Genomic DNA, 17,149 nt, shown 5'->3' with positions numbered 1-17,149 from the left:
GTTTTTACAGGAATGGGAGGTATGCCGTTTGGAAAATAATACATTAGACAATTCCAATATACATATTAACGTTTTACCAACTAAAAAATTTAAAACAACCATGGTGACCTTTAAATTTATGGCGCCATTAGATTATAAAACAATAACGGCGCGTTCAATTTTAAGTAAAGTCTTAGTACGTGCTACACAACAATGGCCTAACGATAAAGTGTTAAATAGACATTTATCATCATTATATGGTGCATATATCAATAGTTTTGTATCTAAATTTAAGGATAAACATGTGATTACAATTTCTTTAGAAATTGCTAATGAGCGTTATTTAAAGGACTCAACTCCATTATTTGAGAAGGGTCTTAAGACGCTTAAAGAACTTATTTGGAATCCTTTAATTATTGATGAACAGTTTAATGAGAACTATGTAGCACAGGAAAAATCTTTGCTTACTAAAAAGCTTGAAGCAATGATTGATAATAAAGCTCAATATTCATTTTTAAAATTAATGAATCATATGTTTGAAAATGAACCCTATAAATATTTAGCTACAGGTCAAGTAGAACAAATACCTCATGTTACTGCTAAAAACTTGTATGATACATATAAATCAATGTTACATAACGATGATTGTGCAATTTACGTAGTTGGAAATGTAGATAAACAAAATGTGATAGATACAATACAAGAAAACTTTAATATTAAACCATTCAAATTTGAAAGTAATACTCGACCTGAGCATATAGATCCAAATAAATCATCTAAATTTATCATTGATAATGATGAAGTGGACCAAGCTAAACTCAATCTTGGTTATCGTTTCCCAACTTATTTTGGGAAAGAGAACTATTATGCATTCGTAGTTTTAAACATGATGTTTGGTGGCGACCCTTCTTCAGTGCTATTCAATGAAGTTCGAGAAAAGCAAAGTTTGGCCTATTCTATACATTCACAAATCGATGGAAAGAATGGATTTTTATTTGTTCTTAGTGGAGTTTCGGCTTCTAAATATGAGATTGCCAAAGTTACTATTTTAGATGAATTTGAAAAATTAAAGGATGGTAATTTTGATGATGATAAATTAGAATTGGCAAAGAAAATTATTATCTCTCATAGACATGAATCTACTGACAGACCTAAAAGTATTATCGAACTATTACATAATCAGGTGTTATTAGACAAACCTCAATCTGAAGAAGAATTCATCACTGCAATTAATGCTGTCACAAGAGAAGATGTTATAAAATTAGCTAATGAAGCCATGCTAGATACAATCTATGTTTTAACGAAAGGAGGTCAAAGTGAATAATGAAGGTACATAATTATGAATTGATAGATGAGAAAGTCTATGAACATGAACTTGATAATGGGCTTAAGCTGTTTATAATACCTAAACCAGGATTCCAAAAAACATTTGTGACTTATACGACACAATTTGGTTCTTTGGATAATCATTTCAAATCTATTGGAAGCCAACAATTTGTAAAAGTGCCAGATGGTGTAGCACATTTTTTAGAACATAAACTTTTTGAAAAAGAAGAAGAAGATTTATTTACAGCTTTTGCTGAGGAAAATGCTCAAGCTAACGCATTTACAAGTTTTGACCGTACAAGTTATTTATTTAGTGCTACAAGCAATATTGAAAGTAATATTAAGCGTTTATTAGATATGGTTGAAACGCCTTATTTTACTGAGGAAACGGTTAATAAGGAAAAGGGTATCATTGCTGAAGAAATTAAAATGTACCAAGAACAACCTGGTTACAAATTAATGTTCAATACTTTGAGAGCGATGTATTCAAACCATCCTATTCGCGTCGATATTGCTGGTAGTGTGGAGAGTATTTACGATATCACTAAGGATGATTTATACCTTTGTTATGAAACTTTTTATCATCCATCAAATATGGTTTTATTTATTGTTGGTGACGTAAACCCTCAAAATATGATTGATTTAGTAGAACAACATGAGGCAAAGCGAAATAAGACCAACCAACCTAAGATTGAGCGTGCAGAAATTGATGAACCCATTGAAGTGAATCAACACAACGTTACAGAGCAGATGAAATTGCAATCTTCAAGGTTAATGTTAGGTTTTAAAAATCAACCACTTAAAGAAAACTCGGAAAAATATGTACAAAGAGATTTAGAAATGACATTTTTCTATGAGTTGATTTTTGGAGAAGAAACGGATTTTTATCAAAACTTATTAAATAAAGATTTAATTGATGAAACTTTTGGATATCAATTTGTGCTTGAACCTAGCTATAGCTTTTCTATTATTACCAGTGCAACACAGCAACCGGATGAATTAAAAGAATTATTACTCAATGAATTGAAGAAGTACAGAGGACAATTAGTTGATCAAGAAGCTTTCGACTTATTAAAAAAACAATTTATCGGAGAGTTTATTTCAAGTTTAAATTCACCTGAGTACATTGCTAATCAATATGCGAAATTATATTTTGAAGGTGTAAGTGTTTTTGACATGTTAGAAATTGTTGAAAATATAACACTCGAAAGTGTTAATGAAACATCTGAACTATTTCTAAATTTTGAACAACTTGTCGATAGTCGTTTGGAGATGAAACCATAATGAAAGCACTCGTACTTGGTGGTTCAGGTACTATAGGTTCAGCGATTGTCAAGCAACTCTTAAACGAAGGGTATCACGTAACTGTTCACTATCATTCTTCTAAATTAGAAGCCTTGAAACAAAAATTTAATCATAACCAAAATGTAGAATTTCTCAAATGTGATCTATCTCAAAATATAAAATTAGAGGATTATTTTGGACACATTAATGAATTAGACTGTCTCGTTTATACTAGCGGCACAGCATTATATGGCATGTTACAAGATATGAGCGATGATGATATTGATAAAAGTTACGCTCTTCACTTAAGACAATTTATTCGTTTATCCAAATTTTTTGTAGATATTTTAAGAAGAAGTGAAAACGGCCGAATTGTAGTTATTTCTTCTATTTGGGGAGAAACAGGTGCAAGCATGGAAACTATTTACTCAGCTATGAAAAGTGCTCAAATAGGTTTCGTTAAAGCGCTTAGTCAAGAACTTGCGCTTACGTCAGTAACCGTAAATGCTATAACTCCAGGATTTGTTTCAGGTAATATGAGCAAGGTGTGGTCAGAAGAGGAAAGAGATTCAATACTTCAAGAATTACCTCAGAATAGAATGATTGAACCTGAAGAGGTGGCCCATGTCTGTGCGTATTTGTGTCATCCCATGTCTAGAAGTATTACAGGTACTGTTCAAAAGGTAAATGGAGCATGGTATTTATAAAAATTTAAAGTATTTTGTAAGTAATTTAGGTTTTGATTTTATATGAAAATAAATACAATTCCTAAGTGCGCGTTTCCTAATCGATGTTATAATGTTTTTAAATCATACTTTGAAAAAAGCTTTCAAGTGCGTGATTGAAAACAAGGGGTGGTTAAATCATGGCAGTAGCAGAAAGAAAAGAATGGTATCTTGAATATGAGATTACAATTAATCGTGCAGGATTACTTGGGGACATATCAAGTTTATTAGGTATGTTAGGAATTAGTATTGTTACAATTAATGGTGTTGATCAAGGCAAAAGGGGTTTACTTATCAAAACTGATAAACTAGAAAAAGTTGAACGTTTTGAACAAATAGTTAAAGAAATTAATGAAATTGACATTACCAAATTAAGAATACCAGAACTTAGAGATCGTCTTGCAGTTAGACATGGTAGATACATAGAACAAGATGCGGATGATAAAAAAACGTTTAAATTTGAGAGAGAAGATTTAGGTTTACTTGTAGACTTTTTGGCTGAACTTTTTAAAGAAGAAGGACATAAGTTAATAGGAATACGAGGTATGCCACGTGTGGGTAAGACAGAATCAATCGTGGCTGGAAGCGTATGTGCGCATAAAAGATGGCTGTTTATTAGTTCTACTTTAATTAAGCAGACAGTAAGAAGTTCTTTAATCAAAGGTGAATATGATTCAAATCATGTTTATATTATTGATGGAGCAGTGACGGCTCGTGAATCTAATCCTAAGCACCAAGATTTAGTTAGAGAAGTTATGACACTCCCTTCGATTAAAGTAGTTGAGCATCCAGATTTATTTGTAGAAGCGTGTAATTATAGTATGGAAGACTTTGACTATATCATTGAATTAAGAGAAAATGAAAATCAAGAAATACATTATGATGAAATGAAAAAACAGACGATTCAAAGTAAAAATAATTTAGATTTCGGTGATCCATTTGGTGGAGGATTTGGATTCTTTGAATAGGTTTGAGGAGGGCTATGTGTGAAAACTGTTGGTGAAGCATTAAAAGGTAGACGTGAAAGATTAGGTATGACTTTAAATGAACTTGAGCAACGAACACAACTTAAGCGTCAAACTCTGATACATATAGAGAATAATGATTTTGATTTATTAGCCAAAAAGGATTACACAGAGGGATTTATCCGTAAATATGCTAATGTAGTCAACATTGAACCTAATCAACTTATTGAGGCTCATCGTGACGAAATACCAAATAATCAGAATCAAATTGATGAATTAATTGCTGCTTTCTCGAACGGTGAAGCTCCCTCGTATCGAAGTAAGTCAAAAGAAACGATGCAATTGATAATGCTAATTGGTTTTATAGTAATAGTTTCTTTAATACTTTGGATTCTTGCAGTGTTAATTATATAAATAAAGTTTAAGAAATGAGGATTTATTATGAATATACCGAATCAGATTACGGTATTTAGAGTTATATTGATACCCGTTTTCATACTATTTGCGTTAGTAGATTTCGGATTTGGAAAGGTATCTTTTTTAGGCGGGTATCACATTAGAATTGAAATTTTAATAAGTGCAATTATTTTTATTCTTGCATCGTTAAGTGACTTTGCAGATGGATATTTAGCACGTAAATGGCAACTTGTTACAAATATGGGTAAATTTTTAGATCCATTAGCTGATAAACTTTTAGTAGCGAGTGCTCTTATTGTAATGGTGCAATTAGGTTTTACGAATTCAGTTGTAGCTATAATAATTATTGCACGTGAATTTGCGGTTACAGGCTTACGTTTATTACAAATTGAACAAGGATTTGTAAGTGCGGCGGGTCAACTAGGTAAAATTAAAACAGCAGTCACAATGGTTGCGATTATTTGGATACTACTAGGTGATCCACTCGTTCATTATATTCATTTTCCACTCGGTGTGACATTACTTTATATAGGAGTGTTCTTCACTATCCTTTCTGGCATTGAGTATTTCTACAAAGGTAGAGATGTATTTAAACAATCTAAATAACATACGAATTTACAAGACTAGGCTTTATAAAAGTATGATTATAAAGTTTAGTCTTTTTTGAACTCTTTTTTTAGATTTATTAAATCAGAAAATATATAATGAATTTATTGCGAAAAAAGATGGTCAAAGGGGTGAAAGTTGATGAAAGTATCTATAATTGCTGTAGGTTCTGAATTACTTTTAGGTCAAATAGCAAACACGAATGGTCAGTATTTATCCAAACTATTTAATAGTATTGGTAAAAACGTGGTTGAGCATACTGTAATTGGAGATAATCCGGAAAGATTGGAATACATTATCAGTCAAGGATTAGAACGTTTTGATACTCTTGTGTTAACAGGTGGGTTAGGACCTACTAAAGACGATTTAACTAAACATACTGTAGCTAAAGTTTTAGGTAAAGAATTAGTTACTGACGAGGCTTCTCTAGAATATATTGAGAGTTATTTTAAAGAGCAAGGACAAGAAATGACACCTAATAATAAACAACAAGCATTGGTTATTGATGGTTGCAAAGTATTACCAAATAAAACTGGTATGGCGCCGGGAATGTTAATTGAAAAGAATGATAAAAAGGTTGTGCTTTTACCAGGGCCTCCTAGTGAAATGAAGCCCATGGCAAAGAATGAGCTATTACCTTACTTACTAGATGACGATAGCGTCATTTTTTCAGAGTTATTAAGATTTGCCGGAATAGGTGAATCTAAAGTTGAGACGATACTCATGGATCTTATAGAAAATCAAACTAATCCAACTATAGCTCCTTTAGCTGGAACACATGAAGTTTATATTAGAATTACTGCCAATTCTGATTCAAAGAATGATTGCAAAAATCTTATTGCCCCCGTCAAGAGGGAAATACTCGACCGTATAGGTGATTATTACTATGGATCTGATGACATTACTCTTGAAGAGGCTGTGATGTCTAGAATAAATGAAACGTTTGCTATATATGATGGAGTAACAAATGGTGCTTTATATACAAGACTTAAAAATGTAGATCAAAATAATGTACTTAATGGATTGTTACCACACAATGGTTTATTTATAGACACTACAGATAGTATCCACGACCAATTATTTAATGCAGCGCAATATGTAAAAGATTTATACCAAACTGATTTGGGTATTGTTTTATTACATGAAAATGAAGACGTCTACTTAGCAATGTACGATGGAGAGGTATTAAACGTCGATACTTTTAAAATGACTCAAAGTAGAAATTTATTAAGAAGCAGAAGTCAAAATTATGCGATGATTAAATTATTAAAATGGTTTGAAAATCAATGATTATTCTTTTACTGTTTTAAAAATAAGTACGTTTGTTCGATTTTGCATCACTTATTATTAGAATTACACGAACAAATATTCGTAAAACGCTTGTGTTTTAAATGGATAGCTTGTATAGTAAAGATAAGATATTAAAAAAGATTACTTTCGTAATTAGGAGGTCTCGCTTTGGATAACGAACGTCAAAAAGCTTTAGATACAGTTATAAAAAATATGGAGAAATCATTTGGTAAAGGTGCTGTTATGAAATTAGGCGACAATAAAGGTCGTAAAGTATCAAGCACATCAAGTGGTTCTGTAACAGTGGATAATGCCCTAGGTGTAGGTGGTTATCCTAAAGGAAGAATTATAGAAATTTATGGACCTGAGAGTTCAGGTAAAACAACAGTTGCTTTACATGCAATTGCAGAGGTTCAAAAAAACGGTGGAGTAGCTGCATTCATTGATGCTGAACATGCACTTGATCCTGTATACGCTCAAGCTTTAGGCGTAGATATTGACAACTTATACTTATCTCAACCTGATCATGGGGAACAGGGACTTGAAATTGCTGAAGCATTTGTTCGAAGTGGTGCAGTTGACATCGTCGTGGTTGACTCAGTGGCAGCATTAACTCCTAAAGCTGAAATTGAAGGTGAAATGGGAGATACACATGTCGGTTTACAAGCAAGATTAATGTCTCAAGCTTTAAGAAAATTATCCGGTGCAATTTCTAAATCAAACACAACTGCAATCTTTATTAACCAAATTCGTGAAAAAGTTGGTGTGATGTTTGGTAACCCAGAAACTACACCAGGTGGACGTGCATTAAAATTCTATAGTTCTGTAAGATTAGAAGTAAGAAGAGCTGAACAATTAAAACAAGGCCAAGATATCGTAGGTAACAGAACTAAAATTAAAGTTGTTAAAAATAAAGTAGCACCTCCATTCAGAGTAGCTGAAGTAGATATTATGTACGGTCAAGGTATTTCTAAAGAAGGCGAATTAATTGACTTAGGTGTTGAAAATGACATCGTTGATAAATCTGGTGCTTGGTACTCTTATAATGGTGATCGAATGGGTCAAGGTAAAGAAAACGTTAAAACTTATTTAAAAGAAAACCCTCAAATTAAAGAAGAAATTGATCGTAAATTACGAGAAAAATTAGGTATATTCGATGGAGACGTTGAAGAAACAGACGCTGAAGAAGAAGCACCTAAAACTTTATTTGATGAAGAATAATTTTTATTCAAAAGCATATATGTAAGTTTAAAATGGATGGCTTTTTGCTATCCATTTTTTTAGACTAAATTTTCACAATAACTAAGGATTTTAAACGTAGGATAAGGAATTTCATACCTTGACACTTCTCTGTCGAAAAACGTACAATTAGTGTGTATGATTCTTATATAATTTCATATAATCATATTGATTTTGATATACAGAGCAAACCCTAGATAAAGGAGGTGTTTATGTGAATTTATTAAGCCTCCTACTCATTTTGCTGGGGATAATTCTAGGCGTTGTTGTAGGGTATGTCGTTGCCCGAAATTTATTACACCAAAAACAAGTTCAAGCAAGACAAACTGCCGAAGATATTGTCGCTTATGCTAATAAAGAAGCTGACAATATTAAAAAAGAAAAGTTACTTGAGGCAAAAGAAGAGAACCAAATTTTAAGAGAACAAACTGAAAGTGAACTGCGTGAAAGACGTGGGGAACTTCAAAGACAAGAAACCCGACTTCTTCAAAAAGAAGAGAACTTGGATCGAAAATCTGATCTTTTAGATAAAAAAGATGAGATTTTAGAACAAAAAGAATCAAAAATTGAAGAAAGACAACAACAAGTAGATGCAAAAGAGAGTAGTGTTCAAACATTAATAATGAAGCATGAACAAGAATTAGAACGCATCTCCGGTCTCACTCAAGAAGAAGCTGTAAATGAACAACTTCAACGAGTTGAAGAAGAACTGTCACAAGATATTGCAATACTTGTTAAAGAAAAAGAAAAAGAAGCGAAAGAAAAAGTAGATAAAACAGCAAAAGAATTACTTGCTACTACAGTACAGAGATTAGCAGCCGATCATACAACTGAATCAACTGTATCAGTTGTTAATTTACCTAATGATGAAATGAAAGGTCGTATCATAGGTAGAGAAGGTCGAAATATTCGTACATTAGAAACGCTTACTGGTATAGACTTGATTATTGATGATACTCCAGAAGCGGTTATTTTATCAGGCTTTGACCCAATTCGACGAGAAATAGCTAGAACAGCATTAGTTAACTTAGTTTCAGATGGTCGTATTCATCCTGGTCGTATTGAAGATATGGTTGAGAAAGCTAGAAAAGAAGTTGACGATATTATTAGAGATGCAGGTGAACAAGCTACATTTGAAATTAATGTTCATAACATGCATCCTGATCTAGTTAAAATACTTGGTCGATTAAACTATCGTACTAGTTATGGCCAAAATGTGCTTAAACATTCTATTGAAGTGGCGCACCTTTCAGGTATGTTAGCTGCAGAGTTAGGCGAAGACGTTACTCTTGCTAAGCGTGCAGGTTTACTTCATGATGTTGGTAAAGCTATTGACCATGAGGTTGAGGGAAGTCACGTAGAAATAGGTGTTGAATTAGCTAAGAAATATGGTGAGAATGAAACAGTAACTAATGCTATTCACTCACATCATGGTGATGTAGAGCCAACTTCTATTATTTCTATTTTAGTTGCGGCTGCAGATGCCTTATCAGCAGCGAGACCGGGTGCTCGTAAAGAGACACTTGAAAACTATATTAGAAGATTAGAAAGATTAGAAGCTTTATCTGAGAGCTATGATGGAGTTGAAAAAGCATTTGCAATTCAAGCAGGTAGAGAAATTCGTGTAGTTGTCTCACCTGAAGAAATTGATGATTTAAAATCATACAGATTGGCTAGAGATATCAAAGATCAAATCGAAGAAGAATTACAATATCCTGGTCACATCAAAGTGACAGTTGTTCGAGAGACTAGAGCAGTAGAATATGCAAAATAATTTTAGAGCCACTTACCGAGTCATCGGTTAGTGGCTCTTATGCTTGAAACGAAGATTCAAGTATGACGAAAAACTTACCGGTAAATCGGTTAGTGGCTCTTATGCTTGAATCAAAGATTCAAGTATGACAATGAAACTTACCGAGACATCGGTTAGTGGCTCTTATGCTTGAAACGAAGATTCAAGTATGACAATGAAACTTACCGAGAAATCGGTTAGTGGCTCTTATGCTTGAAACGAAGATTCAAGTATGACGAAAGAGTTTGGCATAAAATAAAAATCAACATAATCAATTGATTATGTTGATTCCTAAAAACTTATTTTTTAATAATTAGTTTTTAAATTATTTTAATTGTAGGTCTGCATCATTGATTTCTTTAATGATTTCAGCTGTATCGTAACAATTAGTAGCAATGTTTGAATATTTTTCAGCTAAACGGTAAGCATTAATATAGAGTGTTAAGCTTTCTTTAGCAATATCTTCTGGTTCATCAGATTTTGCTGGATTCGCGTTTACTACTAATTCTGCAAATTTTTCAGGATCAATATTAATAGACATGTATGATTTACAACTCCTAGAATTTTGTTAACTTCATATTAACATATTAAATAAATACAAAAAAGAAAAGTCTTTTAATATTCAGAATAATTAATTTGTACTGGATACTTTAATTATATGACGGTATCTATTAAACTATTTATGAGAGGATGAACGATTTATGAGAATATTGTTTATTGGAGATATCGTTGGAAAAATCGGTAGAAAAGCAATTTCTACATATTTACCAAAAATAAAACAAAGTTATCGCCCTACAGTCTCCATTGTAAATGCTGAAAATGCAGCACATGGCAAAGGGTTAACAGAGAAGATTTATAAACAATTATTAAGAGAAGGCGTAGATTTCATGACTATGGGTAACCATACTTATGGTCAAAGAGAAATTTATGACTTTATCGATGATGCACATCGCATGGTTCGTCCGGCTAATTTTCCAGAAGAAGCGCCAGGAGTTGGAATGCGTTATATTCAAATTAATGAAATAAAATTAGCTATTATTAACATACAAGGACGTTCATTTATGCAAGATATTGATGACCCCTTTAAAAAGGCGGATCAATTGATAGAAGAAGCAAGAAAAGTCACTCCTTACATCTTCGTCGACTTTCATGCAGAAACAACTTCTGAGAAAAATGCTATGGGTTGGTATCTAGATGGTAGAGTGAGTGCAGTAGTTGGAACACATACTCACATTCAGACTTCTGATAATCGCGTCTTACCAAACGGGACTGGCTATATCACTGATGTGGGTATGACAGGATATTATGATGGAATTTTAGGTATCAATCGCGAAGAAGTGATTAATAGATTTATTACAAGTTTACCTCAAAGACACGTCGTACCAGATGAAGGGCGCAGTGTTTTATCTGGCGTCATTATTGATTTAGATAAAGAAGGTAAAACAACACAAATTGAAAGAATATTAATAAATGACGACAATCCTTTTCAGGGATAAACCCCTGTCTTAATAGTGTTTAAAGGTTATCGTCCATTAGTATGAATTTAATTTTGTACCACTGTTTACATAGTAAAACGGTGGTTTCTTTTGTTATTATTAAATATGAATTATATCCACAGGAGGCATGTGATATGAAATCACAACTATCATGGAAAGTGGGCGGACAACAAGGTGAAGGTATCGAATCTACTGGAGAAATCTTCGCTACTGCAATGAATAGGAAGGGATACTTTTTATATGGTTACAGACACTTTTCAAGTCGAATTAAAGGTGGTCATACTAACAATAAAATAAGAGTATCAACTACGCCTGTTCATGCCATTAGTGATGATTTAGATATCTTAATTGCATTTGATCAAGAAACGATTGAGTTAAATCATCATGAAATGAGAGAGGATAGTATTATAATTGCGGATTCTAAGGCTAAACCGACGAAACCAGAAGGCTGTAAAGCGCAACTTATAGATTTACCGTTTACAAGCACTGCTAAAGAACTTGGGACAGCACTGATGAAAAACATGGTGGCTATTGGAGCTACTTCAGCGCTTATGAATTTAGACACAACTACTTTTGAAGAATTAATTACGAACATGTTCTCTAAAAAGGGAGAAAAAGTAGTTGATATGAATATCGAAGCGCTTAACGAAGGTTATCGTTTAATGAAAGAACACCTAAGTTCTATTCAGGGAGACTTTGAATTAGAAGCAATTAATGAAGATCCTCACTTGTATATGATAGGTAATGATGCAATTGGATTAGGAGCAATATCAGCAGGTTCTAAATTTATGGCTGCTTATCCTATTACTCCAGCATCTGAAATTATGGAGTATATGATTGCTAATCTTCCTAAAGTCGGTGGCACTGTTGTTCAAACGGAAGATGAAATTGCTGCAGCTACAATGGCTATAGGGTCTAACTATGCTGGTGTAAGAGGGTTTACAGCAAGTGCAGGTCCTGGTTTATCATTGATGATGGAATCAATTGGTTTATCAGGAATGACTGAAACACCATTCGTAGTCATCAACACTCAACGTGGAGGACCTTCAACAGGTTTACCTACTAAACAAGAACAATCAGATTTAATGCAAATGATATATGGTACACACGGTGATATTCCAAAAATTGTAGTTGCTCCAACTGATGCTGAAGATGCATTCTATCTTACAGTAGAGGCATTCAATATAGCAGAGGAATATCAATGTCCTGTCATTATTTTAAGTGATCTACAACTTTCTTTAGGTAAACAAACAGTTAAGTCATTAGATTATAATAAGATTCAAATTAAACGTGGCGAATTACTTCAATCTGATATAGAACGTGAAGAAGATGATAAAGGCTACTTTAGAAGATATGCCTTAACAGGTAATGGAATTTCACCTCGTCCTATTCCGGGTGTAAAAGGTGGCATTCATCACATCACTGGTGTTGAACATAATGAAGAAGGTAAACCTAGTGAAGCGGCTTCTAATAGACAAGCACAAATGGAAAAACGTATGCGTAAAACAGAAAATCTAGTTATAGAAAAACCTATTGAATCTAATGAAAAATATGATGAGGCAGATTTATTATATATAGGTTTTATTTCTACCAAAGGTGCTATTAACGAAGGCGCAGAACGTTTGGAATCTCAAGGTATTAAAGTTAATACTATACAAATTCGTCAGTTACATCCATTCCCTAAAGATACGATTCAACATGCAATCGATAAAGCATCTAAAGTGATTGTAGCTGAACATAATTATCAAGGTCAGTTATCTAATATTTTAAAAATGAACACAAAAGTAGAAGAAAAATTAGTGAACCAAACTAAATATGATGGTACACCTTTCTTACCTCATGAAATTGAAGATAAAGGATTAGAGATAGTCAAGGAAATTAAGGAGTTGGTTTAATTGGCTACATTCAAAGATTTTAGAAATAATGTTAAGCCAAATTGGTGCCCAGGATGTGGAGATTTCTCTGTACAAGCGGCCATACAAAAAGCAGCTGCCAATGTAGGTTTGGAACCTGAAGAAGTTGCAATTATTACAGGTATTGGATGTTCTGGTAGATTATCAGGATACATTAATTCTTATGGTGTTCACGCTATACATGGACGTGCCTTACCTTTAGCACAGGGTGTTAAAATGGCGAACAAAGATTTAACTGTTATTGCTTCAGGTGGCGATGGAGACGGTTATGCAATCGGTATGGGGCATACGATTCATGCATTAAGAAGAAACATGAATATGACATACATTGTCATGGATAATCAGATTTACGGTTTAACTAAAGGTCAGACCTCACCTTCTTCAGCAGTAGGTTTTGTAACTAAATCTACACCTAAAGGGAATATTGAGAAAAATGTAGCCCCATTAGAATTAGCACTTTCATCAGGTGCTACATTTGTAGCACAAGGTTTTTCAAGTGATATTAAAGCATTAACTAAAATGATTGAGGATGCGATTAATCATGATGGATTTTCATTTGTTAATGTATTCTCACCTTGTGTAACATATAACAAAGTTAACACTTATGATTGGTTTAAAGAGCATTTAACTAGCATTGATGATATTGACGATTATGATAATTCAGATAAACAGTTAGCTATGCGAACAGTTTTAGAGCACGAATCGCTAGTTAAAGGTATTGTCTATCAAGATACTGAAACGCCTTCATACGAATCTCAAATTAATGAACTTGAAGATGAGGCTCTAGCTAAAAAAGATGTTCATATTTCAGAAGATACGTTTAATGATTTGACAGCTCAATTTATATAATTTTTTGTTATCTGAGTGCCTTCATGGGGTGCTCAGTTTTTTTATGATGAAAATCTATATTTTAATTCTTGATTAAAAATATTTAAATTGCGTAAATGACTTTTTAAATTATTTATTTTGGGAATATGCAAAATAAACAATCTTATTGGAGGTAGTCATGGATAGATTTAAATCAATGAAAGAATTAGAAAACGTAACTGTGGAAAATGAAGATTGGGAAATTGAAACAGATGATAAAGATAGTAATGTATCAATCTTAGCGATTCACGGTGGTGGTATTGAACCAGCTACGACTGAGTTAGCACAAGTGATTGCTGATAAAGGAAATTATAATTATTTTTCTTTTAAGGGATTACGTAGTAAAGGCAATAATGAATTGCATGTTACATCTACAAATTACGATGACCCACAAGCTATTAAAATTGTTGAAAAAAGTGAAAGAGCGATAGCATTGCATGGTTGTAAAGGCGAAGATAGTGTGGCTTATCTTGGAGGCAATGATCAGCAACTTATTGATATATTAAGTGATACGTTATCAGATGTAGGTATAAAGGTACAAGAAGCGCCGAATACGATGGCTGGGAAGCAAGATGAAAATATTATTAATTTAACTAAGAATAATGCTGGCGTTCAAATCGAGTTAACTTCAAGTCTTAGAAAAGAATTATTTGTGAATAACAAAAGTTCACGTAAAAGTCGTGAAGACCGAGATAACTGGGGTGACTTAATGTACGACTTTGCAGATGCAACAATTAAAGCACTACAACAAGTTTAGTCTTTAGCGTATACTTACTTTATGAATGTTAAAATATGAGTATATGATTGTATAAATAAAAGGAGTGATATTGTAGTGCAAGATACTTTAATGAGTGTACAAATAATTCCTAGAACTCCAAACAATGAAGATGTGATTCCTTATGTTGATGAGGCAATTAAAATTATTGATGAATCAGGAATGCATTATAGAGTAGGGCCATTGGAAACAACTGTTCAAGGAGAAATGAGTGAGTGTCTTATTCTAATTCAAAAACTTAATGAGAGAATGGTTGAATTAGAATGTCCAAGTATTATTAGCCAAGTTAAATTTTATCACGTCCCTGAAGGAATTGATATTGAGACATTAACTGGCAAATATGATGAAGAATAAACTAAGCATCACATAATATACTAATTTTAAATTTTTTATAATAGGTTAGAGACAAATTAAGCTTAAAAGGTTTGATTTGTCTCTTTTTATATGTCATTTTTGAAAAATAAAACAAAACGTCTTTTTGCACTTTAACTTTAAATTTAATATAATGTAGTAATGATTATGGGCTTATAGAAAGGATTTTTCAAAGTGAATGAAGAACAAAGAAAAGCTGGTACGATAAACATTTTAGCTGAGCGTGATCGTAAAGCTGAAAAAGACTATAGCAAATACTTTGAACAAGTGTATCAACCACCTAGTTTAAAAGAAGCAAAAAAACGTGGGAAACAAGAGGTACAATATAATAGAGACTTTCATATTGATGAAAAGTATAAAAACATGGGTAACGGTCGTACTTTTTTAATTAAAACGTATGGTTGTCAAATGAATGCACATGATACTGAAGTTATGGCGGGGATATTAAAGGCTTTAGGTTATAGTGCGACAACTGATATTAATCAAGCAGATGTAATTTTAATTAATACTTGTGCTATTCGGGAAAATGCGGAAAACAAAGTTTTTAGTGAAATTGGAAATTTAAAACATCTTAAAAAAGAACGTCCTGATTGTCTAATCGGGGTATGTGGATGTATGTCTCAAGAAGAATCAGTAGTAAATAAAATTCTAAAATCTTATCAAAATGTAGACATGATATTTGGTACACATAACATCCATCACTTACCTGAAATTTTAGAAGAAGCGTATTTATCTAAAGCAATGGTAGTAGAAGTTTGGTCTAAAGAGGGAGATGTTATTGAAAATCTTCCTAAGGTAAGAGAAGGTAGTATTAAAGCTTGGGTTAATATTATGTATGGATGTGATAAATTCTGTACATATTGTATCGTACCTTTCACGAGAGGTAAGGAACGTAGCCGTCGCCCTGAAGATATTATTAATGAAGTAAGAGAATTAGCAAGAGAAGGCTATCAAGAAATTACTTTATTAGGTCAAAATGTAAATTCCTATGGTAAAGATATTGAAGATCTAGATTATGGACTTGGTGATTTACTAGAAGATATATCTAAGATTGATATACCAAGAGTAAGATTTACAACAAGTCACCCTTGGGACTTTACGGATCGTATGATTGAAGTTATAGCAAATGGTGGTAATATAGTTCCTCACATTCATCTACCAGTTCAATCAGGAAACAATGCCGTTTTAAAAATTATGGGTCGTAAATATACTCGTGAAAGCTATCTTGATTTAGTAAATAGAATAAAAACTGCAATTCCTAATATAGCGTTAACAACAGATATTATTGTAGGATATCCTAATGAAACTGAAGAACAATTTGAAGAAACGCTATCGTTATATGATGAAGTAGAATTTGAACATGCTTATACTTATCTATACTCTCAAAGAGATGGAACACCAGCTGCTAAAATGAAAGATAATGTGTCTACTGAAGTGAAAAAAGAACGATTACAAAGGTTAAATAAAAAAGTAGGTGAATACTCTCAAAAAGCTATGAGTAAGTATGAAGGTAAAATCGTTACAGTATTGTGTGAAGGAGCTAGTAAAAAGGATGACACAGTATTAGCTGGTTACACTGATAAAAATAAACTAGTCAACTTTAAAGCTCCTAAAGAAATGATTGGAAAACTTGTTGATGTTAAAATCGATGAAGCAAAACAATATTCATTAAATGGAACATTTGTGAAAGAACATCAAAAGGCAATGGTGGTTCATTAAACAATGTATTCAAAAGAGGATATCTTAAAACATGCAGATATACTAGCGCAACGCATTAATGACCTAGATGTTGTTAAAGATTACCAATCGATTGAACAGCAAATCCATAATAATAAAACAATTGAAAGTAAGATGAAAAGTCTAAAAAATCAACAAAAACAATCTGTCAACTTTCAAAATTATGGGAAAGATACTGCCTTCCGACAATCTGAAAATCAAATTCATCATATTGAAGATGAAATAAATAATTTACCAATAGTCGAAGAATTTCGTTCTGCACAATACGATGCAAATGATTTATTACAAATGATGATCAAAACAATGGAAGATAGACTTAATGAACATAACAAACGAGAGCATAAGGAATAAAAGCTAATTGAGGAG

General features: G+C 32.7%; 17 protein-coding genes. 16 read left to right on the top strand and 1 reads right to left on the bottom strand.

What is annotated here, in order from left to right; all coding sequences use genetic code 11:
* The first annotated feature begins 28 nt into the window (after nt 1–28).
* The 9 genes from yfmF to rny all read left to right on the top strand — a co-directional run bounded on the left by yfmF (nt 29) and on the right by rny (nt 9,605).
* Nucleotides 29–1,303 carry an EF-P 5-aminopentanol modification-associated protein YfmF gene (yfmF, locus tag MHI13_RS13575; RefSeq protein WP_081253944.1) on the top strand — a complete coding sequence of 425 codons (1,275 nt, stop codon included), beginning with the start codon at nt 29–31 and terminating at the stop codon, nt 1,301–1,303.
* A complete protein-coding gene (gene yfmH / locus MHI13_RS13570; protein ID WP_064210575.1) occupies nt 1,303–2,589 on the top strand; it encodes an EF-P 5-aminopentanol modification-associated protein YfmH in 1,287 nt (428 codons plus the stop codon). The genes yfmF and yfmH overlap by 1 nt, the downstream gene beginning before the upstream one ends.
* Nucleotides 2,589–3,296 (top strand): elongation factor P 5-aminopentanone reductase, encoded by a 708-nt coding sequence (gene ymfI / locus MHI13_RS13565; protein ID WP_064210576.1) that lies wholly within the window; start codon nt 2,589–2,591, stop codon nt 3,294–3,296. The genes yfmH and ymfI overlap by 1 nt, the downstream gene beginning before the upstream one ends.
* 158 nt (nt 3,297–3,454) lie before the next feature.
* Complete coding sequence (locus MHI13_RS13560) at nt 3,455–4,282, top strand: YmfK family protein (protein ID WP_002436330.1); 828 nt, start codon at nt 3,455–3,457, stop codon at nt 4,280–4,282.
* 18 nt (nt 4,283–4,300) lie between these two features.
* Nucleotides 4,301–4,693, top strand: coding sequence for a helix-turn-helix domain-containing protein (locus tag MHI13_RS13555; protein WP_002436354.1), 393 nt, complete (start codon nt 4,301–4,303; stop codon nt 4,691–4,693).
* Nucleotides 4,694–4,720: 27 nt separating this feature from the next.
* The gene (gene pgsA, locus MHI13_RS13550) at nt 4,721–5,302 is read left to right on the top strand and encodes a CDP-diacylglycerol--glycerol-3-phosphate 3-phosphatidyltransferase (RefSeq protein ID WP_002469863.1); all 582 of its coding nucleotides are present in this window, start codon (nt 4,721–4,723) and stop codon (nt 5,300–5,302) included.
* 141 nt (nt 5,303–5,443) lie between these two features.
* Nucleotides 5,444–6,592 (top strand): CinA family nicotinamide mononucleotide deamidase-related protein, encoded by a 1,149-nt coding sequence (locus MHI13_RS13545; protein ID WP_064210577.1) that lies wholly within the window; start codon nt 5,444–5,446, stop codon nt 6,590–6,592.
* A 168-nt stretch (nt 6,593–6,760) separates the two neighbouring features.
* Entirely contained in the window at nt 6,761–7,813 is a 1,053-nt protein-coding gene (gene recA, locus MHI13_RS13540) for a recombinase RecA (protein WP_002437037.1), read from the top strand.
* A 232-nt stretch (nt 7,814–8,045) separates the two neighbouring features.
* Complete coding sequence (gene rny / locus MHI13_RS13535; RefSeq protein WP_064210578.1) at nt 8,046–9,605, top strand: ribonuclease Y; 1,560 nt, start codon at nt 8,046–8,048, stop codon at nt 9,603–9,605.
* Nucleotides 9,606–9,948: 343 nt separating this feature from the next.
* Here rny and MHI13_RS13530 read toward each other — a convergent pair whose 3' ends face one another.
* A complete protein-coding gene (locus MHI13_RS13530; RefSeq protein WP_002437019.1) occupies nt 9,949–10,164 on the bottom strand; it encodes a hypothetical protein in 216 nt (71 codons plus the stop codon).
* 160 nt (nt 10,165–10,324) lie between these two features.
* On the opposite strand from MHI13_RS13530, the gene MHI13_RS13525 reads away from it, so the two are divergent.
* The 7 genes from MHI13_RS13525 to MHI13_RS13495 all read left to right on the top strand — a co-directional run bounded on the left by MHI13_RS13525 (nt 10,325) and on the right by MHI13_RS13495 (nt 17,134).
* On the top strand, nt 10,325–11,119 hold the full coding sequence (locus MHI13_RS13525; RefSeq protein ID WP_064210579.1) for a TIGR00282 family metallophosphoesterase: 795 nt from the start codon (nt 10,325–10,327) through the stop codon (nt 11,117–11,119).
* Between the two features lie 134 nt (nt 11,120–11,253).
* A complete protein-coding gene (locus tag MHI13_RS13520; RefSeq protein WP_340761283.1) occupies nt 11,254–13,014 on the top strand; it encodes a 2-oxoacid:acceptor oxidoreductase subunit alpha in 1,761 nt (586 codons plus the stop codon).
* Entirely contained in the window at nt 13,015–13,881 is an 867-nt protein-coding gene (locus MHI13_RS13515) for a 2-oxoacid:ferredoxin oxidoreductase subunit beta (RefSeq protein ID WP_023350371.1), read from the top strand. It abuts the gene before it with no gap.
* Between the two features lie 157 nt (nt 13,882–14,038).
* Nucleotides 14,039–14,656: a poly-gamma-glutamate hydrolase family protein gene (locus MHI13_RS13510; protein ID WP_064210580.1), complete on the top strand. Its 618-nt coding sequence runs from the start codon at nt 14,039–14,041 to the stop codon at nt 14,654–14,656.
* A 75-nt stretch (nt 14,657–14,731) separates the two neighbouring features.
* Nucleotides 14,732–15,028, top strand: a complete 297-nt coding sequence (locus MHI13_RS13505) for a thiamine-binding protein (protein ID WP_030064827.1) — start codon at nt 14,732–14,734, stop codon at nt 15,026–15,028.
* 192 nt (nt 15,029–15,220) lie between these two features.
* Entirely contained in the window at nt 15,221–16,765 is a 1,545-nt protein-coding gene (gene miaB, locus MHI13_RS13500) for a tRNA (N6-isopentenyl adenosine(37)-C2)-methylthiotransferase MiaB (RefSeq protein ID WP_064210581.1), read from the top strand.
* Between the two features lie 3 nt (nt 16,766–16,768).
* On the top strand, nt 16,769–17,134 hold the full coding sequence (locus MHI13_RS13495) for a RicAFT regulatory complex protein RicA family protein (protein ID WP_023350366.1): 366 nt from the start codon (nt 16,769–16,771) through the stop codon (nt 17,132–17,134).
* The last annotated feature ends 15 nt before the right edge of the window (nt 17,135–17,149 follow it).

Source organism: Staphylococcus sp. FSL K6-0223 (genome assembly GCF_038008285.1).
Note: the sequence above shows the minus strand (reverse complement) of the source record. Positions and strands in the feature narration are given on the sequence as shown.

Excerpts from the sequence above, each read along its gene's own strand:
- yfmH (WP_064210575.1), top strand. The coding sequence starts at position 1,303 with ATGAAGGTACATAATTATGAATTGATAGATGAGAAAGTCTATGAACAT.
- ymfI (WP_064210576.1), top strand. The coding sequence starts at position 2,589 with ATGAAAGCACTCGTACTTGGTGGTTCAGGTACTATAGGTTCAGCGATT.
- MHI13_RS13560 (WP_002436330.1), top strand. The coding sequence starts at position 3,455 with ATGGCAGTAGCAGAAAGAAAAGAATGGTATCTTGAATATGAGATTACA.
- pgsA (WP_002469863.1), top strand. The coding sequence starts at position 4,721 with ATGAATATACCGAATCAGATTACGGTATTTAGAGTTATATTGATACCC.
- MHI13_RS13545 (WP_064210577.1), top strand. The coding sequence starts at position 5,444 with ATGAAAGTATCTATAATTGCTGTAGGTTCTGAATTACTTTTAGGTCAA.
- MHI13_RS13530 (WP_002437019.1), bottom strand. The coding sequence starts at position 10,164 with ATGTCTATTAATATTGATCCTGAAAAATTTGCAGAATTAGTAGTAAAC.
- MHI13_RS13525 (WP_064210579.1), top strand. The coding sequence starts at position 10,325 with ATGAGAATATTGTTTATTGGAGATATCGTTGGAAAAATCGGTAGAAAA.
- MHI13_RS13520 (WP_340761283.1), top strand. The coding sequence starts at position 11,254 with ATGAAATCACAACTATCATGGAAAGTGGGCGGACAACAAGGTGAAGGT.
- MHI13_RS13510 (WP_064210580.1), top strand. The coding sequence starts at position 14,039 with ATGGATAGATTTAAATCAATGAAAGAATTAGAAAACGTAACTGTGGAA.
- MHI13_RS13495 (WP_023350366.1), top strand. The coding sequence starts at position 16,769 with ATGTATTCAAAAGAGGATATCTTAAAACATGCAGATATACTAGCGCAA.